The 22,145-nt window shown below is 61.4% G+C and carries 19 protein-coding genes; 9 read left to right on the top strand and 10 right to left on the bottom strand.

What is annotated here, in order from left to right:
• Window positions 1–22 precede the first annotated feature (22 nt).
• Both mazG and NZ960_07390 read left to right on the top strand, forming a co-directional pair.
• Entirely contained in the window at window positions 23–829 is an 807-nt protein-coding gene (mazG, locus tag NZ960_07395; protein ID MCS7177417.1) for a nucleoside triphosphate pyrophosphohydrolase, read from the top strand.
• Window positions 826–2,139, top strand: a complete 1,314-nt coding sequence (locus NZ960_07390) for a hypothetical protein (protein ID MCS7177416.1) — start codon at window positions 826–828, stop codon at window positions 2,137–2,139. The genes mazG and NZ960_07390 overlap by 4 nt, the downstream gene beginning before the upstream one ends.
• Here NZ960_07390 and NZ960_07385 read toward each other — a convergent pair.
• Both NZ960_07385 and NZ960_07380 read right to left on the bottom strand, forming a co-directional pair.
• Window positions 2,123–5,212, bottom strand: coding sequence for a M1 family metallopeptidase (locus NZ960_07385; GenBank protein ID MCS7177415.1), 3,090 nt, complete (start codon window positions 5,210–5,212; stop codon window positions 2,123–2,125). The genes NZ960_07390 and NZ960_07385 overlap by 17 nt on opposite strands.
• A 6-nt stretch (window positions 5,213–5,218) precedes the next feature.
• The gene (locus NZ960_07380; GenBank protein ID MCS7177414.1) at window positions 5,219–5,884 is read right to left on the bottom strand and encodes a PorT family protein; all 666 of its coding nucleotides are present in this window, start codon (window positions 5,882–5,884) and stop codon (window positions 5,219–5,221) included.
• A gap of 129 nt (window positions 5,885–6,013) precedes the next feature.
• On the opposite strand from NZ960_07380, the gene NZ960_07375 reads away from it, so the two are divergent.
• Together NZ960_07375 and NZ960_07370 are read left to right on the top strand one after the other, a co-directional pair.
• Window positions 6,014–6,805, top strand: a complete 792-nt coding sequence (locus NZ960_07375; GenBank protein ID MCS7177413.1) for a DUF3108 domain-containing protein — start codon at window positions 6,014–6,016, stop codon at window positions 6,803–6,805.
• Window positions 6,802–7,389, top strand: a complete 588-nt coding sequence (locus NZ960_07370) for an outer-membrane lipoprotein carrier protein LolA (GenBank protein MCS7177412.1) — start codon at window positions 6,802–6,804, stop codon at window positions 7,387–7,389. Before NZ960_07375 ends, NZ960_07370 begins: the two co-directional genes overlap by 4 nt.
• Here the strand turns inward: NZ960_07370 and NZ960_07365 are convergent.
• The 8 genes from NZ960_07365 to NZ960_07330 form a co-directional block, all read right to left on the bottom strand.
• Window positions 7,386–8,387 carry a polyprenyl synthetase family protein gene (locus tag NZ960_07365; GenBank protein ID MCS7177411.1) on the bottom strand — a complete coding sequence of 334 codons (1,002 nt, stop codon included), beginning with the start codon at window positions 8,385–8,387 and terminating at the stop codon, window positions 7,386–7,388. The genes NZ960_07370 and NZ960_07365 overlap by 4 nt on opposite strands.
• Window positions 8,384–9,892: a hypothetical protein gene (locus NZ960_07360; GenBank protein ID MCS7177410.1), complete on the bottom strand. Its 1,509-nt coding sequence runs from the start codon at window positions 9,890–9,892 to the stop codon at window positions 8,384–8,386. Before NZ960_07360 ends, NZ960_07365 begins: the two co-directional genes overlap by 4 nt.
• The gene (locus tag NZ960_07355) at window positions 9,889–10,368 is read right to left on the bottom strand and encodes an acyl-CoA thioesterase (protein MCS7177409.1); all 480 of its coding nucleotides are present in this window, start codon (window positions 10,366–10,368) and stop codon (window positions 9,889–9,891) included. Before NZ960_07355 ends, NZ960_07360 begins: the two co-directional genes overlap by 4 nt.
• Before the next feature lie 121 nt (window positions 10,369–10,489).
• Complete coding sequence (ltaE, locus tag NZ960_07350; GenBank protein ID MCS7177408.1) at window positions 10,490–11,533, bottom strand: low-specificity L-threonine aldolase; 1,044 nt, start codon at window positions 11,531–11,533, stop codon at window positions 10,490–10,492.
• 6 nt (window positions 11,534–11,539) lie between these two features.
• Complete coding sequence (locus tag NZ960_07345) at window positions 11,540–12,532, bottom strand: SDR family NAD(P)-dependent oxidoreductase (GenBank protein ID MCS7177407.1); 993 nt, start codon at window positions 12,530–12,532, stop codon at window positions 11,540–11,542.
• Complete coding sequence (locus NZ960_07340) at window positions 12,525–13,700, bottom strand: glycosyltransferase family 4 protein (GenBank protein ID MCS7177406.1); 1,176 nt, start codon at window positions 13,698–13,700, stop codon at window positions 12,525–12,527. Before NZ960_07340 ends, NZ960_07345 begins: the two co-directional genes overlap by 8 nt.
• Window positions 13,682–14,131, bottom strand: coding sequence for an arsenate reductase ArsC (locus tag NZ960_07335; GenBank protein MCS7177405.1), 450 nt, complete (start codon window positions 14,129–14,131; stop codon window positions 13,682–13,684). Before NZ960_07335 ends, NZ960_07340 begins: the two co-directional genes overlap by 19 nt.
• Window positions 14,132–14,135: 4 nt before the next feature.
• Window positions 14,136–17,573: a DUF4175 family protein gene (locus tag NZ960_07330; GenBank protein MCS7177404.1), complete on the bottom strand. Its 3,438-nt coding sequence runs from the start codon at window positions 17,571–17,573 to the stop codon at window positions 14,136–14,138.
• A 125-nt stretch (window positions 17,574–17,698) separates the two neighbouring features.
• Here NZ960_07330 and NZ960_07325 point away from each other — a divergent pair, with 125 nt between their 5' ends.
• The 5 genes from NZ960_07325 (at window position 17,699) to pstC (ending at window position 22,136) form a co-directional block, all read left to right on the top strand.
• Entirely contained in the window at window positions 17,699–18,124 is a 426-nt protein-coding gene (locus NZ960_07325) for a BrxA/BrxB family bacilliredoxin (GenBank protein ID MCS7177403.1), read from the top strand.
• A gap of 6 nt (window positions 18,125–18,130) precedes the next feature.
• Window positions 18,131–19,372, top strand: a complete 1,242-nt coding sequence (locus NZ960_07320) for an AI-2E family transporter (protein ID MCS7177402.1) — start codon at window positions 18,131–18,133, stop codon at window positions 19,370–19,372.
• Window positions 19,369–20,052 (top strand): deoxyribose-phosphate aldolase, encoded by a 684-nt coding sequence (gene deoC, locus NZ960_07315; GenBank protein ID MCS7177401.1) that lies wholly within the window; start codon window positions 19,369–19,371, stop codon window positions 20,050–20,052. The genes NZ960_07320 and deoC overlap by 4 nt, the downstream gene beginning before the upstream one ends.
• 91 nt (window positions 20,053–20,143) lie before the next feature.
• Window positions 20,144–21,004 (top strand): phosphate ABC transporter substrate-binding protein, encoded by an 861-nt coding sequence (locus NZ960_07310; protein MCS7177400.1) that lies wholly within the window; start codon window positions 20,144–20,146, stop codon window positions 21,002–21,004.
• Window positions 20,928–22,136 (top strand): phosphate ABC transporter permease subunit PstC, encoded by a 1,209-nt coding sequence (pstC, locus tag NZ960_07305; protein ID MCS7177399.1) that lies wholly within the window; start codon window positions 20,928–20,930, stop codon window positions 22,134–22,136. The genes NZ960_07310 and pstC overlap by 77 nt, the downstream gene beginning before the upstream one ends.
• The last annotated feature ends 9 nt before the right edge of the window (window positions 22,137–22,145 follow it).

The raw sequence follows: 22,145 nt of genomic DNA, 5'->3' as shown, positions 1-22,145 counted from the left end.
TACTCCACGTCGGGGGCGAAGAATGCCACATCCAATACCACAGCCGGCGCAGCCGAATGATCCTGTTGAGCAATTCAGAGCTCTCTGGGAGATTGTGCGCCTCTTGCGGCGGGAATGCCCATGGGATCGGGAACAGACCCACGCTTCGATCGCTCCGCTCCTAATAGAGGAAGCCTACGAGACCGTGGAAGCCATCCGCGCACAGGACTGGCAGGAGCTTGCCCGAGAGCTCGGCGATCTCTTACTCCACGTCCTGATGCATAGCGCAATCGCAGAGGAAGCGAACGAATTCCACCTGAGTGCTGTTATCGCCCAGGAAAGCCAGAAGCTCGTCCACCGCCACCCCCACGTCTTCGCTCATGCTTCGGCTGAAAATGCACAGCAAGTCAAGCAACGCTGGGAGCAGCTCAAGCTGGGGGAAGGACGTCGCTCTCTACTGGAGGGAATCCCGAAGAGCCTGCCGGCTCTCCTCCGCGCCCAGCGACTCCAAGAACGCGCCGCTTCTGTCGGCTTCGACTGGAACACGAAAGAGGAAGTCTGGCAGAAGGTGGAAGAGGAGTTTGCCGAGCTCCGCACAGCTCTACGATCCGGCGATTCAGGCCGGATTGCAAGCGAGTTGGGAGATGTACTCTTTGCACTCGTCAACGCTGCACGCTTTGAGCAGTTGAATGCTGAGGAGTGTCTCCAGAACGCCAACGATAGGTTCACGCGCCGGTTCCAGTACATCGAGCAAGTCGCCTCGACTCAGAACCGCCCTTTAGAAGCGCTGTCGCTGGCAGAGATGGATGAGCTCTGGAACCAGGCCAAGCAGCAGGAAGCCCAGGAATGACCAAGTACTGGCTCACAGCCTTAGGGATAATCACCATCTTGCTCGGGCTGGCCTTCCTCTGGCTCTACAGCCACAAACTCCGAAAGACCGCGGAAGACCGCTACTTAGACACCTTGCTGCACGAATTGAGCAGCCAGCCCATTCCTGACACTGCTCTACCGATAACTCAACATCCCCCTGCACCGCCCCGTAGCCCCGACAGCCTCCCAACACAGTCCCTCTCTGCACCAGTTTCAGCTCCTGAGTTCACGGAGCGCGTCTCTGGCTCACCTCCCCGATGCCCGCGCTGCATCACCATAGCCCTCATCGGAGTGGACTCTCGGATCAACGACCCTACAGCCCACGCAGATGCCAACCACGTACTGTTCCTCGACCTGGAGACAGGCCGTATCACGATTGTCGCTATCCCCCGCGATACACCGGCCGACGCTGGATTCCCCGACACGAGCCAATACAACAAGCTGGCGAACGTACGGGCACATCGAGGGCGGCGAGCTCATCTTGCAACATTAGCCAGCCTCCTTGGACTACCGCGGATTCACTACTACGCCGAGCTGGGCTTCTCCCAGGCCCTCGGCATCCTACGCCTGCTCCAGTTTGCCAATCCCAGCGACGTACTCCGAGTCCTGCGGGCACGGACTGGCGTGTGGGGCGATGACTACCACCGCGTCTACGTTCAGGCCCACTTCCTACGCCAGCAGCTCCTCCGCTGGTTCCCTACTCTCAACACACCCTGGGGCCTTGCGCTCCTACGGGGAGCACTGGGCCTTGTGGAAACAGACCTAACCGTCGGTGTCATCACACGCCTAGCCGACTCACTGCGCGCCCGCGGCTTCCCGCAAGATAGTGCTGCTGTCTCGATCGTCGTCTACAGAACTCCCTTGCGGCGCGCTCCCGCATACGACCTAACGGACTCCAGTACCGTTGCCACATTAGTAGACCAGCTCCGCCGCTATCACCGCCGCTCAACGGCAACAAGCGAATCCCATGCTCATCAGGTCCGAAACCACCTCTTGGCCGCGCTCGATCGCGCCGAACGAGCGATCGCCAGCGGGCACTACCGGAAGGCTGTACAGCTCCTCTCTCCGCTGGTACAACGGCGAGCATGGTGGCAGCTTGACGAAAGCCAGGAACGCGAAGCCTACCGGACTGCCCTTGTAGAGACCCTCTGCCGAGCCTACGAGCAGCTCCAACAGCCCCAACGTGCAGAGGCCCTGCGGAACGAGCTGCTCTCCACAGAACAGCTCCTTGAGCATATGGTGGGCACCACTGAGCGCCCGCCATCCCAAGAGCTTACCACTCCACGGTAGCTTGGCGGAGCGAACGCAGCCGGAGCAGCCAGCGGTATGCCCACCGCCGTTGCCCCAAAGGTGGATGGCTCAAGTACAGCGGGAAGTCAACCCCAATCTCCCCTATCCCTAGGCGGCGTAGGAAGGGGAAAGGTGAATACCCTTGCACACCCGGCAGACGGAGCACCACACTGAATCCAGCATCCCACCGCCACTGACGCAAACCACCGAGGGCTGTACCCACGTGCCCTCCATCGGCAAAGAGGCGAAGGTCAACGAGCTCCAGCAGGAGCCCGACAGCAGGCAGCAACCGAAGCAGCCGCGACACGCTGACCTCAGCATTCAATGCCGTCAGAATAAAGCCAAGGGTATCTTGAGCCCCATATCCTCGAACGAATCCCCCACCTGCAGGTATGATTCGCCGCTCTCGAGCTGCCGGGGAGATGATTCCGGGAGCGCGGAAGAGCGGCAGCTCCAGCTCCTCCAGTGGAGACACCGACGCTAAACGGAACCCGACAACTGAGGGCGGCCGGAGCTCATCAGAAGAGAACCAACCAACAACCCCTCGGAGCATCAAAGGGAGCGGCGCTTCTGACTCCCAAAAGCCCTCCGCCACCGCCCGGAAGAAGCTCCGTCCTTCAGCAAACGGCGATACCCCAAAGGGCGCAGCAGGACCTCTGTACCAGAACGGCTCCAGGCTCTTGCAGAGTCGCAGCGTACCGACATCGGTCTCCGCCGACATCGTTAGAGCTACCTTAAGAGCAACGACCTCCAACCGATCTCTAGCAGCCCATCCCAATGGCGAACCGGGGAAGGCGTATGCGGCTATCTGTCGCCGCCAGTATCCAACAGCAATCCGCCCTACGATGTCCCATGCTGAGGGTGGCAGAGGAGAGAGTGAGAGCGTTGTCCCTACCCGCATACGCACCCAGCCGTCCTGCCGCGCTCCAAAGAGTTCCAATTGCGGACGTGCTGGCATCTGCCAGAAGAGGTGCTGCCACTGAAACATCCCTCCAAAGGAGAAGGGACGGAACCTCACCCCTTGGGCCAGAGACAGCCGGACCTTGTGGAACATCCCCAAGTAAGCCCCCCGAGCCTCCACCCCTACCTTCAGGCCATCTACAGTGTTGAAGCCTACCACCGGCTGCCACACAATCCCGTAGGAGTAGAGCTCCACAGGATCAGTGCTGACCGCCTCCAAGAAAGGACGGAAGGTCACCGGCGGCAGTAAACCGCTGGAGTTATTGAGCCGATTGATGTCCAGTAGCAGCACCGTGTCCGGGTCCACGAGAGCAGACATTGCTGGAGCGGGTAGTCTCACGGTCTTCTCCAGCCGTGACGGACCCCGCAGCAGCTCCTCTACCGTGAACCGAACCCGCTCCCGCTGACCGTTACGCAGCCTCAGCTCAACATCGACGGGTAGGATAGCGCTCTGGTAACGCTCTATGCTAACGGTCACATCCCAGAGGCCTCCTGGAGCTTCTCTGTTCCGGAGGCCTGCGAGGGCGTAGTCCACCACCGGAGTCTGGGAGAACCACTGGTCAAAGAACCACCGAAAGTCTGCCCGCTCCCCCTTGCGTTGGGAGACAACCTCGTTGACGAGCTGCACGAAGTCCTCCGGATACACGTGCCGGAACCGAAAGCGGCGGTAGTACTCCTGCATCACTGCGCCAAAGGTCTCCTCCCCTAAGATCCCGCGGAGCATGAGCAACAGGGTCGCCGTCTTCGAGTACGCGTTGACGACGTAGCTTGCCTCCGTACGGTGCCAGTCCGAGCGGGTCAGCAGCGGCTCATCCCGTCCCGTCAGCGTCCAGCGGACTGTGCTAATGGCATTCCCAGTACGCTCATCCGTCGTCGCAATGAGGGGGCGCAGCCACCAGGGTAGCCGTAGTGTAGGATAGCGCCGCCCATAGAACGCCTCCAACGCCAGCATGGTGATGAAGGTGTTGAAGCCCTCGTCCTGGAAGCCGAACTCGGTCTCGTTGGAGTTGATCACCATCGGGTACCAATTGTGCCCGATCTCGTGCATGATGACCTCCGCGGTCCGCGGGGCTAGAATACCACCCGTGAGATCACGCCCCATGAAGACGATGCCTGGATACTCCATGCCACCGCTCGTCCCACCGACGACAACGAACATCTGCGGGTACGGGTACTGCCCGAAGTGCTCGGAGAAGTACCGAATCGCATGGACCGCTGCCCTCAACCCCTCGTCACGGTAGAAGTCCTCCAGCCCGCGGGGATAGAGCACGTGGACTAAAACATCGCCCCACCGCTGAGCATCCCACAGGTAATGGCGCACAGCCGCCCATGCGAAGGTGCGCACCCGCTCAGCACGGAAGCGCCAAGTCCGCGGCGTTGTGTCAGTGAGCGGCTGCGCGGCAAGATTGGCAATCCGCACAATGCCGGTATCTTCTCGCAGACGGCGCAATCGTTCGGTGAGCTCAGCAGGTAGGACCTCATCGGGGTTCGCCAGGGTGCCTGTGGAGACAACAACGTACGTCCCCGGCAGCGTCAGCTCCACCTCAAAGTCCGCTATCTCTTCGTAGAACTCCCCAGTGCCCAGATACTGCTCCGTGTGCCAGCCATAGCGGTCATAGACGCAGACCGAGGGGAACCAATGCGCAACGAAGTAATCGGTGCCGTGGCGCCCCATCCGAAGGCCTTCCGGCGGCACGGTCTGCACGGTACTGCTGAGGACCTCTACGGAGTCTCCAGGCAGCAGTGGTTTCGGCATACCGAGCCGCACGATCGTGTTGTCTACGCTGAAGTCTGCCCGCCGCTCGCCGGTAGAGGCGATGACAACGAAGGAATCCACTCGCACGGCAGGAAGCTCGGGAATCCGCTCCAGACGCCGTTCTCGGCTGAACTGCCGAGCGTAGCTGTTCGGAGCAAAGATGTTCCAGTACAAGTGCACGTAGAGCTCTCGCAGCGTGTCCGGCGAAGCGTTTCGGTAGACCATCCGCGTGTGCACGCGCAGGAGTGCCTCCGTAGGGTTTAGCTCGGCGCGGATCTGGTACCGTACCCCCTGCTGCCACTCCTGAGCGGCACAAATGCTCAACACCGGGCCAACAATGAGCCACAGACAGACCATCTGCACCTAAAACCCTACGCCCACTGCTATGCCGAGAGCGAGTGGATGGACTGCGCGAATTGGCTTGCCCTCCCGCAGCGGGGGATTGAAATCCCGCTCGAGGATCGAGAGGAGCCCGTAGTATGCCCGTAGGTCTACCAGTAGGCGTGCCGAGCGGCGTAGCGGCAGCTCCGTTCCAGCCCCAGCGCTCAGCCCTACAGTGATGCTTCGCAGAGAAGCCTCTAGCTTCTTTGGAGGTCCACCTCCGATTTTTTGTTCCACCCTACCGCTCGTTCGCAGTCCCGGTACAATTCCAGCATAGATGGCTACTGGCAGGGGCGTCATAGCAACATTGAGGCGCGGGGCCACCAGCAGCTCAAGCTGGTCGAGGTTATAACGTAGGTCGTATCCTCCCCCACCCAAGGAGATCCTTTGCTCAGTCCCTCGACGGGCGTAGAGCAGCTCCAAGAGGAGCGTGAGTTTGGGGATCCCCAGAGCCTCGAATCGGAGGATACCGAAGACTCCCACTGCAGGATTCAACTGCGTCCGCACCCCTTCGGCATCTGTCCCTACGAAGCGCACCGCTGCCAGACCTGTCCGAAGTCCTTTTTGAGCTACCAGAGGCCCAGGCTCCTGAGCCCACACCACACCAAGAGTCCCGACAGCAACAATGAGAGCAATAACAGCCTGCATAAGGCTCGCCCTTCGCTATGAGACATCCCATGCGGCAAAAATATCCGACGGAAACGTCGCCATAGGGACGATAACTCTGCCGCGCGTGCGTCCTTATGCCGTAGGCGGAGCCTTCAAACCCGGACAGAGATGAGCTGGATTGCCCTGCCGATTGCTTTCCTCGTAGCGTCTCACGCACAGGCTCCTGTCTGCCCTCCTGGGGACTGGACACGCTCTGTCCCAAACGAGGCCTTCGGATTCGGGGAGCGGCTGGAGTACGATGTCAAGTACCGCTTCATCACCGCTGGAAAGGCCTACTTCCAGATTGCCCCAGAACCCGTCTACCGCTATAATCGCCCATGCTACGACATCCGTTTTGAAGTGCGCTCCGTTCCTGCCTTGGACTGGCTGTACCGTGTACGGGACTTCTATCGCACCGTCATTGACGTTGCTGGCATCTTCCCGTACGAGTTCGAGCAGCGCCTCCGCGAAGGCGGCTACCGACGAGACTTCACTGCACGTTTAGACCACGCCCGTTGCCGGGCTATTACCAGTGACGGAGAGTTCGCAATACCGCGCTATGTGCATGACATCGTCTCCGCCTTCTACTACGTGCGCACGCTGAAGCTCTCGGCAATGCCGAAGGATACTGTACTGCGCCTGCAGAACTTCTACGGCACTAAAACCTACGACCTCGGCGTTCGCATCCATGGAAAGCAAGTGGTATCGGTTTCCTCCGGTACCTTCCGCTGCATCCTGATAGAGCCTTTGGTGACGGAGGGTGGACTCTTCAAGAGCGAGGGCCGGATCCTCATGTGGCTCACCGACGATGACCGCAAAATCCCTGTGAAAGTCGTCACCAAGGTGCTCATCGGCACCATAGAGGCTGAGCTCACCGGTTACTCCGGCCTCCGAGGTCCCTTGTTGGCGAAGCTGAAATGAGCCTACGCTGGACTCTGGTCGCTGCGGGGAGCCTGCTAGCGGCACAGTCGCTGGCCGCCGACGAACTGGCTGCCCTGCGGCGATACTACGCGCGCTTGCAAAGCTTCGCGGTGGAGGCTGTTTCTGAGACGGGACTGGAGCTCCGTCTAACTGTTGCCCGAGGGAATCGTTTCCGGGCTGAATGGGCGGGACGCCTCCTAGTCTGTGATGGGACGACAGTCTGGAGCTACACGCCTGCACTCCGGCAAGTGGTTATCTCCTCGGCACGACGTGTCCTGCCGTCAGGAGGGATCGAACATGTCCTGTTAAGCCTCCTCGGAGAGTCTCGCCTACGCCTCCTTTCGCAGAGCGGTGATATCCTTTCGGTTGCATGGACACCTCCAGATACCCTTGCCCTCGGCTTCCAGCAAGCCATCTTGCGGTTTCGTCGCCAAGACTGGGTTCCAGTAGCGGTAGAGCTCCCCGCTGAGAGCGGAAGCCAGCGCTGGGAGATCCGTCGCTTCCAGCCAGATCCACCCGTGACGGCCCGCTACTTCCATTTCCAGCCCCCCACAGATGCTGAAGTCATCGACCTACGTCGTTAACGACGCCGCTGGCTGAGGCTCTGGAGGAGATAGCAGAGGAGCTCTGAGGCCGGAGTTGCAGGGAGCTGCTTAGCTAACGCGATTGCACGAGCATACTCCAAGCCTACTTGCTCTCGCATCTCCTCCAAGACCCCCAACCCTTGGAGCAGCTCTACCAGGGCCTCAACTTCCTCATCCGACCTCGCCCCGCGGTGCTGCCGATACCGCTGCAGTAGGGGGTTATCCGGAGCTTGCTCCAGGGCCCGCAGGATTGCGTACGTGTACTTCCCCTCTCTTAGGTCCTGCCCGTGCCGCTTGCCGGTCTCTTCCGTCTCGCCGATAAGGTCCAGAAGGTCATCCTGGAGCTGGAATGCACGTCCGAGCTGCATGCCTAATTGCAGCAGTAACTCCTGGGTCGGAGCACTGACCTCCCCGACGAGAGCTCCCAGTAGGAGGGTTGCCTGCAGGAGGGCAGCAGTCTTGTCCTCCACCATCTGCCAGTACCGGGCCAGTGTAAGCCGCTCTCCTGCAGGGAGCTCCAAGTCTAGGGCCTGTCCCTCGGAGACCCGTACAAGGGCACAGGCCATCGTGTGGACCAGTTGCGCGAAGTTGGGGTGTCCTGCGTACTCTTCCAAGAGGCAGTATGCTACACCAATGAGAACGTCTCCCGTTAGGATGGCTACCGCCTCATTCCACTGCGCATGCACTGTTGGGTATCCACGCCGAAGGACCGAGCGATCCATGATATCGTCGTGGACAAGGGTGAAGGTATGCAGGATTTCAACGGACGCGGCCACTGAGACGGCCACATGCGGATCTGCCCCTTCCACCGCAGCCGCCAAAAGACACAACAGCGGCCGTACTCGCTTACCAGGCAACTGTAGTACGTACGGCACGGTCTGCTTGAGCACGGTCTCCTTCTGTAACTTCTGCGCTGCTTCTCGGAGGCGTAGCTCCACCGACTCTCGGAGCCGTACAAAGACCTCTTCGGGCGAGCCTTCCAGCCACTCCCTCTTCATTCTCCCGCTTGCGCTGTCCAGACACCCGAAAGCAGGAACGCTGCCACGGCAACGCTGGGTTCCGTGTCCGAATATGTTCGCACCACTGCTGTCGCTGTGGATGGCACTGGAACGAAGGGGTTTCCTGCCAGCACCACGACCGTAGGCCAACGGACAGAGCAGCGCTGTGCGAAATCGTACCACCGCTGGACTACGGCAGGGTCCAAACGCGGTGGCGCAAGGAAGAGCACCACTACTTGGGTTGCCTCGCCAGCAGAGTCCAGCAGCCGCTGCTCCTCCTCCGAGGTCGAGCGAGCGTCAACGTACGCAATGTCGCAAGCACATCGAGCATGCTGGCTCAGAAGGCGGAAGAAGAGAGTCGCCAATTCCGGCTGCGGCGTTCCCAAGAAGGCGAAAATGGCAATGCGGCCCTGCTGCGGCAGTGGTAGTGTCCCATCCGCGTGGTACTCCACAGCCGCTCGAGCACTCTGCATGGCCAGTTCCAGCTCTTCCAGAGTCTCGTAGTGCTCTGCCACCTCTTCTGGCGGCGGGAAAAGCTCCCGCAGGCGTTGGAGTCGGAGTAGGCTCCGCCGACGTTGCCCCGCAAGTGTGGGCTCAACCTCGATTAGCCGAGTAGCTGTAGCAAAGGCTTCCTCAACATCGGCTGGCATCAGCAGCAGGTCAACTCCGGCCCGGAGCGCTAGCTCAACAGCCTCAGCCGTTGTCCAATGCTGCGTGATAGCACCCATGTCCAGGGCATCCGTAAGGATAAGCCCATCGTAGCCCCATTCGTCCCGCAGCAGCGAAACGGCTTTAGCCGACAGCGACGCCGGCAACGGCTCTATACCTAGGGCCGGTACCAATAGATGCCCCAGCATCACGCCTACCACTCCAGCCTCTACTGCCGCGCGGAAGGGAAGCAACTCGCGGTTATGCAGTGTCTGCGCGTCCGCCGTTACGGTAGGGAGCGCAAGGTGGGAGTCTACCGTGACATCCCCGTGACCAGGGAAATGCTTTGTGCAGGCCCACACCCCGGCAGCTTGGGAAGCCTCAATCCAGGCACAGATGTGCGGTATGACCTCCTGCGGACTCTGCCCAAAGGCTCGGATACCAATGACTGGATTGGCGGGGTTGGTAGCGATGTCGCAGACTGGGGCGAAGTTCCAACCAATCCCAAGGCTTCGAGCTTGACGGGCAATCGCAGAGGCGACCCGCAAGGTCCATGCGGGATTTCCAGTGCGCCCCAACGCGTAAGCCCGTGGGAAGGCTGTGCCGCCTCGGAAGCGCATCGGGAGCCCGTACTCTAAGTCTGCGGCAATAATCAGCGGCACCGTTGCCGTAGCCAAGAGCTCTGCCACAGCCCGGGCTACCTCATCGACCCCTCCTCCAAAGAGGCAGACGCCACCGAGTCCCTGCTCAACCCATCTCAGCACCTGCTGCCGATAAGCGCCATCCCGACAGTAGCGCGGGACCTCCAGTCGGGCAACGATGCTGCGGACAGCCAACCAGCGGGCGGATGTGCTCATGCGGCCTCGATGTGCACAGTCTCTCCTTCGTACTGCCGGATGAGCGTCCGGTAGGCGTCCTGTATGCGCTCCGGCTTGTGTGTTGCGGGATTTAGGTGCACCATCACTGTCCGGGCATGTGCCAAGAGCGTGTGGTCAGGCAGGCGGCGGACCAACTGTTCGAAGCCGAGCGATGTCCGTCCGACGTATGCAACACGGCTGAGGATCTCGTACTCATCGTCAAACTGCGCCGCCATGCGGTAGTCGATCTCAATGCGAGCCACCACGAAACGGTGTTTCGTGATGAAGGTCTGCCGGTCTATCGCCAGCCCGAGGGCACGAAAGTACTCCACACGTGCCACCTCCAGCCAGTACAGGTAGACAGCGTTGTGGACGATGCCCTGCCGGTCTACCTCGTGCGAATGCACTCGTCCCAACAGGCGGTGGCGGAACTGCTGCGGCTCAGCACTGGTCCAACGGTCCTGGCGCTGTTCCATAGGCCTCAACCTTGCGCTATTGCTGTGAGACGAGCTCTACGCCGTTGCAAAGACCTCAGCTCTCCGCGCACAGAATTGGCAACGCGCAAAATTCTGGGTTTTATCCCCTGTCGTCCCCAATCTACGGCAGCACTCCCAGAAGTGACCGGACAGCACGAATGATGGCCTGAGCCGCTTGGATTGCCTGTTGGCGGGTGATGTGCAAGTGGAAGACTGCCCGAGCAAATCCAGGCATTCCCTGGCTGATGAGCACCCCTTCGCGACGGCAGCTGTCAGCGAAGGCAGCGAATGGAATTCCAGCTGGGTAGCGGAAGACAACGATGTTGGTCTGCACCCGCTCGAGCTCAAGCTCCACGACACCCGATTCTGCCAGCAACTGGGCAAAGAGGTAGGCGTGCTCGTGGTCTTCGCGTAGGCGCTCGATGTGGCGTTGCAGGGCATAGAGTGCTGCTGCGGCCAATATCCCGGCCTGCCGCATTCCTCCGCCCAAGATCTTCCGCCACCTCCGAGCTTCAGCGATGAAATCACGGCTGCCCACTAAGGCTGAACCGACCGGCGCTCCCAATCCCTTGGAGAAGCTCACCATCACGCTATCGAAGGGTTCGGCATACTGCCGGGGCGAAATTCCTGTTGCGACGCAAGCATTCCAGAGCCGCGCACCGTCACAGTGGAGGGCTATGCCGTGGCGGCGCGCGCATTCCGCCACGGCCCGAACGTAGTCCAGCGGCAGCACTGTCCCACCATGCCGGTTGTGTGTGTTCTCCAAGCATATGAGCGCCGTCCGCGGAAAGTAGTACTCCGGCGGCCGGATAGCCTGCTGGAGGGCTTCCAGAGGCATCTGCCCAAAAGCTGACGGGATACAGTGGAGCTGCACTCGGGCAATGATGGCTGGCGCTGCTGTCTCGTAGGTGAAGATGTGCGAGGCTGCCTCTACGATCACTTCGTCCCCCGGGCGGCAGTGGACTGCCAATGCAATTTGATTCCCCATAACACCGCTGGGGACGAAGAGCGCCGCCTCCTTCCCCAGAAGGTCGGCCACGTACTCCTGGAGGGCATTGACCGAGGGGTCTTCTCCGAAGACGTCGTCACCGACGGGAGCCTGTGCCATCACGCGGCGCATCTCTTCTGTCGGCCGCGTGACGGTATCGCTGCGGAGGTCTATCATTGGGGCTCACACCAGGTAATCCTCCGGCGCGTAGCGATGTTGGTGCTCTCTGAACCACGCTAGCGTCATCTGCAGGCCCTGCTCTAAGCTGTACTGTGGCTGCCACCCTAAGACACGTTGCGCTTTCCGGCTGTCTGCACAGAGCTGGTAGACTTCGCTCTCCTCAGGGCGATAGCGCCGTTCCTCCGTCTCGATTGGAAGCTCAGGCATGCCAAGTAGTGTGCAGATCCGCTGGCAGAGCTCGCCGATACTGATGTCGTTTCCCGTACCGACATTGAAGGTCTGCCCCACGACAGCCTCTGCTGGGGCACGAAGGCAAACCAAAAAGGCCGCAGCAGTGTCAGCGACGTAGAGCAGGTCCCGTCGAGGTTCCAACCGACCCAGGCGGATGCGTCCACGCTGGAGCGCCTGCAGAATGATGGTCGGCACGACGGCACGTGGTGTCTGCCGCGGACCGTAAGTGTTGAAGGGACGCAGGATGACCACCGGCAAGCCGTAGCTCCGGTGGAAGCTCTCTGCGAGCTTATCAGCAGCGACTTTGCTTGCGGCATACGGGGACTGCGGCTGCAATGGATGTGCTTCGTCCATCGGCACGTACTGCGCTGTGCCGAAGACCTCACTGGTGGAGGTCACCACGACACGCTCGACTGTCCCTGCCCCAAGTACTGCTGAGAGCACGTTGAGCGTACCGATGACATTCGTCTCCACGAACTCGCGCGGGTGGACGTACGAATACGGGATACTTACAGAAGCAGCTAGGTGCACAACCAAAGGGCAGCCATGACAGGCCCGTCGGACGGCGTCTGGGTCGCGTAGGTCACCCCGCACGATCTCCACTTCTGCCCTCACTTCCGGAGGCAGCCACGCCAGGTTCCCAATACTCCCAGCGGAGATGTACCGTATGAAAGCCCGCACACGGTACCCTTCCTGGACCAGCAGCTCTACTACATGGCTACCGATGAAGCCCCCAGCTCCTGTCACTAGAACACGCTCAGCCATGTCTCAGCCTACGCAAAGCAGAAAGATCCTCATACAGTTGGCGACATCGCTCTGCTATGGCTTTCCAGTCCAACTGCTGGGCCACTTCGTACGCCCGCTGGCGCATTGCTTGCCGCTCCTCCTGTTGAAGGAGCATCCGGCGGAGAGCCTCCACGAGTGCAGCTTCGTTCGCCGGTGGGATGACGATTCCAGCACCGTAGTCCTGCACCAAGTCCTGAGCACCGTTCGCTCGGCAGATGATGAGCGGCAGCCCCGCAGCAAAGGCATCTGCACACGAAAGTTCGAAGCCCCCACTGAACGCTGGAGCAACGTAGACGTCGGCCGCTAATAGGCGTTGCACGAGTGCTGTAGGGGGCTGGACCGGCACCCCTTCGGAGCGGTACTCCATTGGGACTTGTCCGAGGAACTCCACCGGTAGTCGTCCCGTAGCGACTTCGCCCGCCAGTTCTTGCGTGCCAACCCCAAGGACCCAGAGGCGCCATCCACGCGGAAACTCCGCCGCTAGGGTCTGAGCAGCTCGGAGCAGCAGCGGTAGCCCCTTGATGGGGCTATTGCGGCTGACCGTGATGAAGACAGTCTCCTCAGGCTGGACCCCGAAGCGATGCCGCAGCTCTTGACGATCGTAGCCACGGAAGCGCTCTGTCCACGTCCCGTTCGGCACATAGACAGCCCGTTCGGCCGCCTCCGGATCGAGGAGCGCTACCTCGCGGCACATGAGACGGCTGGAGACCGTCACTACAGTTGCACGGCGCACTGCAGTGCGAATGCGGCGCTCTAATCGTGCTTGAAGCCGCATCCCGTAACCCAGTGGCTCGTAGACGTGGATGTCAGCCCCTTGTGGACTGACAACGAGCGGGATGGCTTTCCAACGACAGAAGCGGGCGACCTCGTAGGCCGTTGGATAGAGCATCTGCGCGTGGACTACAGCGTATGGGGAACGTCGGTACAGGCTCGCCAGCGCCGCATATGTGCGGACCCACCGCGGCACGCCACGCCATGGCGGCAACGGGACCAGTCGGTATGCCAACCGACCGTCCAGCCCTGCCTGTGGAGCAACGACGCTCACTTCCAGCCCAAGTGCCGAGAGCGCTGTAGCAAGCTCGTGGACCGCTACCTCCACCCCTCCCAGCCGAGGCAAGAAATGGTATGTCACGATCGCGACGTGCATGAAGCGCTGTCTGCTGCCGGCGCCAGCAGCGGCAACAGCTCCTGCTGGATCCGTCGAAGGAGCTCGTCACGAACACGGCGAAACTGTTCCAACACCTCCTCGGTCGTCCCCTGCGCCAGCGAGGGATCAGGCAGACTCCAGTGCATCACCCGAGGGGCACCCGGAAAGACAGGGCAACGCTCCCGAGCCCCATCGCAGACCGTCAGGACAACATCGAAGTGTTGGCCTTGGAACTCTTCGACGGACTTCGAGCGCAGGCCATCCGTTGGGACGCCTATCTCACGGAGCACAGTCAGGGTGTTTGGGTCAACGGTCCCAGGCTCTATGCCAGCGCTGACCACCTCACAGTGCCCCCGCGCCAACCAGCGCAGCAGAGCTTCGGCCATCAGCGAGCGGCGGGCGTTGTGCGTGCACAGCACCAAGATCCGCATCGCCTCAGCGTAGCTGCAGTGTAGGCGAACGGCGCAGGAGCTCAAAGTAGCGCTCTATGAGGCGCTGGTAGTCCGGGCTGTAGCTCTGCCGCAGTAGACGCAGCGCGTCCTCTGGGACTATGCGCGAGGGTTCTGAGAGCTGGAGCTCCGGTGGGCTTGGGCGGATGATATCTTGACCCGGGCGAGCTTCCCGCTGCGGCTCGTAGTCCCGCTCGTAGATGGACCGCAGTGCATCCAGCATGCGCGAAAGAATCCGGTGCTGTCGGCGTATCGTCTCTTGGGTTACCTGTCCACCTCGGAGCTCCTCAACGAGCTCCCGCATCTCTTCAGCCAAGCGTCGCAGGTCACCCAAGGGACGCTGTCCGCTAGAAGGCTGCTGGCGTGCCAACTCTTCCAGGGCTTGCTGCACTTGTGCCTGTTGGGCTGCCAACCGGGCCAGCTGCGCCTGCTGCTCCATCGTCAGCCGACCTTGGAGGAGCTGCTGGAGCGCCTGCGTAATGCCTTGCTGCTGGAGGGCCAACTGCTGGAGCCGCTCTAGGAACCCCATGCCACCAGCCCCTTGCCCTGCACCAGGATTCGGACAGGCTCCACCAGCACTGGCGGCCTGGAGAGTGGAGAGAGCATCTTGGAGTAGCAGCACAGAGCGGTTGAGCGCCTCCATCGCCTCCTGTTGAGCCTGAGCGGCGGCAGGCGTGCGCTCGGCTAACTGCGCCGTAGCCCGCTGCATGGAGCGCAGAGCCTGTCCCAACTCTCGAGCCATCTGCGGTGTCACGGCAAACGAGCGCTGAGCTACTCCCATGACACGCTCCGTGACAGCAGCTGTGGCCTGCTGGAGCTCTTGCTGCCGACGGGCAAGCTCGGCGAAGCGCTGGGAACCTGCCGGCACCCCTTGAGTGCGCTCGCGCAACTGCTCCTGCTGTTCAGACAGCTCCAGGGCATCCAGCATCGCCTTCTGCAGTTGGCGCTGGACCTCGCGCGTTAGGTTCCGCTGCAGCTCCTGCCAGAGGCGATCCAGAGCCGCAGCAGCCGAACGCATGTTGGAAGCAGCTCGGCGCTGTGCCCCCGTTGCTTGCCGCAGTTGGCCCTGCTGGAGCTGCGTGGAGGCCTGCTGCAGAGCCTCAGTCGTTTGCTCCCCCTGCATGTGCTGAGCCGCCTGGCGGATTGCCTCTGAAGGTGCCTCCGGTAGCACTTCCCGCATGAGCTGCTCCAACGACTGCCACTCCTGCTGGAGTTGCTGCCACTGACGGCGGAGTTCCTCCTGCTGCTGCTGGAGCTCTGGGGCTTGCTCTGGACCTCGTGCCCGTTCGGTCTCCTGCTGGAGCTGCTCCTGCTGCTCGGCCAGGCGCTCCAGACGCCGCCGGAGGGCGTCCAGCTTCTGCTCCGCTTGGAGGCGCTTCAGCAGGCGCAGTGTGCGCTCCAGGGCCGCTCGAAACTCCTCCTCGTTGAAGCGGAAGTTCTGCAACGCTTGCCGGAGCTGCTCGGGCGTCATCTGCTGGAGCGCCTGCTGGAGCCGCTCCATGAGCTGCTGCAGTTGTGGGGAACGGACTTCGCGGAGGAGCTGCTGGAGCTCGCGATACTTCTGGAGCGTCTCCGGCGACAGCGCCTGGACCTGCTCCAGTCGCTGCGTCATCGCCTCCAACTGCTGTGCGAGCTGCTCCACCCGCTGTTGCAAGCTTTGGTGCTGCTCCAGTAGCTCCTGCAGCCGGCGTTGTTGCTCCCATCGCTGCTGGGGTTGCTGGGCCGACGGCGAACGGAGCTGTCGGTTCAGCTCCTCGCTCCTACGGCGAAGCTCATTCAACTGCTGCACAGTGCTCTGCAGCTCTTGGATCGTACGCTCTTGCGCTACCTCCGACTGCCGCAAGACCTGCTCCAGCGAAGGTAGCTGCACGGAAAGGATAGGGGTCCGCGCCGACTTTGGCCCGCTGATGGCATCGTTGTCCCAGACCTCCACGAAGAACTCGTAGCGGTCCTCTGGCGACAGCTTCAACGGCCTCAAGTCCCAAACATATGGCACCTCCTGCAGAGTGCTCGTGGGGTCGAAGGGGATTGCTATCTGGCGAAACTCCGACTGCACCGGAGCATAGCGCGACGCTGCCAAGCGGTAGTGGAGGAGGAGCCGCGAGAAACCGTAGTCGTCGCTGATACCGACACGGAGCGGCAAGAGCCCCTGCTGCGGCAGCTCAATATCGCTGGTAGGCTGGAGGAGTGCAATCTGGGGTGGGGCGTCGTCGAGAGCGGTGATGCGGTGCCAGAGCGGACTCTCGTTGGTCTGGCCGTCACGGTCGCGGACAACGACTGCCCAACTCCCACTGGCTGCCACCACAGAGCTCCCCTGAGCCTGGGTTCCGGCTACCGTCAGCGGCACACGGACCGTATCTCCACCTTCCGACCGTGCAAAGAGGAGCTCTGCCTGCTGCAGTGGCTTGTTGGCCTCCGCAACGACAACAAGGAGCGATCCGCGCGGCACCGCAATCCCCGAGACGTACTCCTCTAGCCGCACAGGCTGCTGCCGTGTGTAGGCCGGCGGACGGAGCTCCAGCCGAAGGCTCTGCAGAATCGGCCGTTCTACAACGCGCAAGCTTCCTACGGGGCTTACGACATCCTCCCCCATCCAGCGGGCGCTTGCGTAGTAGCGCATGGACACATACGCTGGCCCGAGCTCCGCAACAAACATGCCCGGAGTCTCGGAGCTTAGCTCCTGCACCCGCTCCCCGCCCTGCTCTGGAAGGAGGTGGAGCTGGACCGTTGCTGGCGGAGTGCCGTCGGCGTAGACCTTCACTGTGACGGGCGCACCGCGCAGGACGGTCGCCTCGCTCGGCTCTACTCGTAGCGTGAAGGGTGCGGGTGGCACAAACGAGCGATGCCACAATGCCAGGCGGTACAATCCGCTTCGGAGCGGCTCCACTGCTCCGAGCAGCAAGGATGCTCCAAGCAGTGTCCCGAACAGCACCAAGAGGGCCCGCTGGCTACGGTGGCGGTCTACAATGGCCCCAAAGTCCAGTGCTTCTACTTCCCGCGCTACTCGCTCAAACGCTGCAATCGCCAATTCCTGCGACGTCCCCCGAAGTTGCTGCAGGTTCGCCATGAGCTGCAGCACGTTGCAGAGCATATCCCCCACGTGAGGGTAGTGTGCACCGACGCGCAGCGCCATATCCTCCACTACCTTGTGCCGATGCTGGCGGACCCACGGGACAAGCTGTGAGAGCACCGCCCCTGCGAAGAGCAAGGCAGTGAACCCTAGCCAGCCATGCCAGAGCAGTGCCCGCACCGACGAGCTAGCCATAAGCACAGCCTCTACTGCAGCTATCGCCAGCAGCGCTGCAACTGACACCACCAGTGCCCAAGCGCCCGCAGCGGTTGTCCTCAGGAAAAGCTCCTTCGTGTGCGTCCGAAGCAATCGGCGTTGCAGCAAATGGTAGGTAGCCTCGTAGCTGGCCATCATTGCTTCCTCTTGTCGGTCGCAATGACGTAGAGGCTCCCGCTAGCGGTGTAGGCCCTCGTTCCACGAAGCCGCCAAGGGCATCGTCTTCTCCGCTGCGTTGGGTTGTACGCAGCGCGAGGTGGACGATGTGGGACCTACTCGTTGAGCACATCCGCCAGGAAGTGCGGCAACTTGGGTTTGAGGAGCTCCGAACACCGGAAGAGGTAGACGCAGCCGTCCAGCGACCGGGGGTTACACTAGTGTTCGTCAACTCCGTCTGTGGCTGCTCAGGCGGGATTGCACGCCCGGCAGCAGCGATGGCACTCCGCCACACCCCAAGGCCAGACTATGCAGTGACTGTCTTCGCCGGGCAGGACCGAGAAGCCACAGCTCGCATGCGCGAGTACTTCATCGGGCAGCCCCCTTCCTCACCCTCGTTTGCGCTCCTGCGGGACGGGCAGCTCGTTGCAATGCTCCACCGAGAAGACATCCAAGGTAGATCGCCGGAGGAGGTTGCTGCTGTACTCCGAGGTTGGTTCCAGACGTACTGCACTGTCCCGCAGCAAGCCTAAGCCTCTATGCCACCCTCGGAGCGAACTCCGCCATACATGTGGCTCATCCTCGCTCTGGCGGGGGGAGCGTTGACGGGATTTTTGGTATTGACAAAGCTGGCTGTCTCGCCATTCGTTGTGCTCCTCTTTGGGATTGCGCTACTCTATCCGCACCGGCACAGTACGCCCTTAGCGCGCCATCTGCTCTGGCTCCTCCTGCTGGCGTCGGCTCTATGGCTCATCCAGAGCATGGGGCTGCTACTCCTGCCCTTTGGGATTGCGCTGCTTGCCGGCTATCTGCTGGACCCCATCCTCGCTAAGCTGGAACGCCACGGCATCCCTCGATGGCTCAGTGCCTTGGCACTCGTCCTTGGGCTCTTGGGTGGGGTTGCAGCGCTCTCGGTCCTCATTTTCCCGACTGTATTCAGCCAGTTGGACACTCTCGTCCGGCAGCTCTCTACGCTCTACACCACCGCTACGACATACCTGGAGAGCCGGCGCTTCTTCCAGGCGCTGGAGCGCTACGGAATCCCACCGCAGCTTGTGCAGGAGGTATTCCGGCGCGACCTCCTGCCCCGGCTGGAGCAGGGCTTCCAGATCCTCATGAGCGCCCTGCTGGATGCCTTGGCCGGCTTCGCTCGCATCGCGACGCACGTCGTCAACCTCCTGCTGCTGCCGATCGTGACGTTCTATCTGCTGAAGGACTTCCCCAAGCTCCGAGCGGTGGTAGTCGAAGTCCTGCAGCGGCAAGCTCCACGAGGGTTAGCCGTCCTGCTGAAAGCCAGCCCTATCGTACGGACCTACCTCGGCTGGATTATCTCTATCTCTGCCCTCGTCGGACTCGTCTCTGGAGCACTCTACGTGCTGCTGGGGATCCCCTACGGAGTGATGCTGGGGCTCCTCAGCGGCTTGTTCAACCCGATCCCATACTTCGGCATCCTCATCACCATGGGAGCTGGAGCCATCGCTATCCTGATTGCCCAGTCTGCGAACTTTCTGCGGGACTTCCTGGTGTTTAGCCTTGTCATCAATGGCCTCCACTTCCTCAACGCCTACATCGTGGAGCCGCGAGTGTTGGGACACCGGATTGGGGTGCACCCAGTGTTGCTGATCTTCTCGCTCATCCTCTTCGGCACCGTCTTTGGGTTCGTCGGGCTACTGGTGGCTGTTCCGACAACTGCCGTAGCCGTACTGCTCTTCAACGAGTGGCGCCATTCCACACTCACTCCTCTTGAGCCTGTCTCGCCGACATCGGAACAAGGCCCATGACAAGCCTCAAAGAGTTGAGTTCCCGTATCGACCATACACTGCTTCAGCCGACTGCGACGCCCGCGGACATCGAACGGCTCTGCTCAGAGGCTTTGGAATGGGGCTGCGCCAGTGTCTGCGTCCTGCCGTACTTTGTCCCTGCCGCTTATCGCCTCACTCGCGGGAGTTCTGTAGCTGTCTGCACCGTCGTTGGCTTTCCTTTTGGGGGAAGTCCGCGGCGGGCGAAACTTGCAGAAGCAGAGGAAGCCGTTGCGATGGGGGCCCGGGAGATAGACATGGTCATCAACCTGCCGGCTCTAGTCAATGGGGACATCACGGAGGTCGAGCGGGACATTGCGGCCCTCGCAGCCACAGTCCATCGCCGAGGTGGGCTGCTCAAAGTCATCGTGGAATGCGGTCTCCTGACCCCAGAGCTTACTGTCCAGGCTGCCCAGTTAGCAGCGCGGGCGGGAGCTGACTACGTTAAGACCTCCACAGGCTTCTTAGCCCGCGGCGCAACGGTGGAAGATGTCACACTCCTGCGCTCGGCTCTCCCTCCCGGCGTCCGGATCAAAGCCTCAGGCGGTATCCGGACTTACGAACAGGCCTGCGCTCTCATTGCCGCTGGAGCCGATCGGCTTGGGACTAGCGCCACCAGAGCTCTCCTCGAAGATGCCCGGCGCTATGTTACCGAAACGTAACCACTCCTCTTTGCCCCTAGAGGACTCAGGAGCGTCCTAAGTTTGTGCTGATAGCTACTTCTGGCACGGGCAAACGGATCAAAGGCCAGCGATGGTACGGCGGAGGACTGTTCTAGTGGGTGTCCTGGGCGCTGTCGTCCTCATCGGTCTTGCTGCCCTACAGCGGCAGACGATCACGATTAAGGGCTCGGACACTATGGTCATCCTCTGCCAGCGCTGGACAGAGCTCTATCCCCACAAGGACCGAGTCCGATTCCAAGTCACCGGTGGTGGCTCAGGGACTGGAATTGCAGCACTCATCAATGGGACAACGGACATCTGCGCCTCATCGCGGCCACTGCGCCCATCAGAGGTGGAGCAGCTTCAGCGCAAGTACGGCAGCCGCGGCGTTGAAGTCCGCGTCGCCCGCGACGGGATTGCCATCTACGTCAACCGCAACAATCCCGTCAGCAAGTTGACGCTCCAGCAAGTCAGGGACATCTACACTGGCAAGCTGACGAACTGGAAACAAGTCGGGGGTCCCGATGCTCGCATCATCCTCTATAGCCGCGAAAACAACTCGGGCACGTACGAGTTCTTCAAGGAGCGTGTCCTCCAGGGACAGGACTTTGCCCCCAACGTACAGCATATGCCCGGCACCGCTGCTTTGGTCAACGCTGTAGCGAAGGACCGGTGGGGAATTGGCTACGGAGGAGCAGCCTACGCGAAAGACATCAAAGAGGTAGCGATTGCTGAGTCACCGGGGAAGCCATACTACTCCCCGACTCTGGAGAACGTCGTCTCTGGGCGCTATCCAATCAGCCGCTTCCTCTACTTCTACCTCCGGGAGCGCCCCACCGGCGAACTCAAGGCCTTCATAGACTGGGTGCTGAGCGATGACGGACAGCGCGTCGTCTCCGAAGTTGGCTACTTCCCCATCCGCCTCCCCGGCAACAAGCGTCAGCCGCAGTAACACACGCTCACCCTCGCTGGCACTCTCGCTCCAGCACCGCCGTCCATGGTATTCCGAGCTGGGTGAACGAGCCATAGAGCTCATCCTCCGTACCACAGCCTTCAGCGCGATCGCTCTCATCGCGCTCGTCTTCTTCTTCGTCGCACGAGAAGCTGTCGGCATCCTCTCCGCCGAGCAGGCATCCCTAGTCAGCTCGTCCGAAGTGACTCCAGAAGTCTACGGAGCTGAAGCTGAAACGACAGCTCCCTCTACTCCTGAGGTTTACAACCCCGATGCCTCTCTGGAGGCCGACAATCCTGACACCTCACCAACGGTTGAAATCACAGCGTCTGCCTATTCTGCGGAAGCAGCCACACCTCCAGCTCCGCCGCTGCTCCAGAACCTCCTGGGAACTGTCTGGCAGCCCGTCTCGCAGCAACCAAAGTATGGCTTGCTGCCCCTCGTTGCTGGAACACTTAAGGTCACCATTATCGCGCTCCTACTGGCAACGCCCATCGGCATCTTGGCTGCTATCTACGCTGCCTTCTTCGCTCCCCGCTGGCTTCGAGAGACAATCAAGCCCGTTGTCGAGCTACTGGCGGGCTTCCCTTCCGTCGTCATCGGCTTCTTCTGCCTCATGGTCGTTGCAAGCTTCATACAGCAGACCCTGGGAACGACCTACCGCCTCAATGCCCTCGTTGGCGGGATTGGGCTGTCTATTGCGATTCTGCCGATCATCTTCACCATCACCGAGGACAGCTTCTCTAGCCTCCCCCGTCGTCTCTGGGAGGCAGGATTGGCGTTGGGGGCACGACCATGGCAGGTAGCCCTACGCATCATGGTGCCGGCCGCAATGCCGGGCATCTTTGCTGCAATCCTACTCGGCTTCGGTCGCGCCTTCGGTGAAACGATGATTGTGTTGATGGCCAGCGGGAACGCCCCTCTGCTGTCGTGGAGCCCAGTGGAACCCGTACGGACGATGTCGGCAACGATCGGAGCAGAGATGGGAGAGGTCGTCTGGGGCTCGCTCCACTACAGCGTCCTCTTCCTGATTGGTCTGCTGCTGTTCAGCGTTACCTTCACGCTCAACGTCATTGCTGAGTTCTGGGTGCGGCAACGCCTGCTGCGCCGTTTCCGAGGGAGTAGCTCGTGAGAGGCTACC

The sequence above is a fragment of the Candidatus Kapaibacterium sp. genome (assembly GCA_025059875.1).
GTDB lineage: Bacteria > Bacteroidota > Ignavibacteria > Kapaibacteriales > HRBIN21 > HRBIN21.
This window is presented reverse-complemented; position numbering and strand designations above follow the sequence as displayed.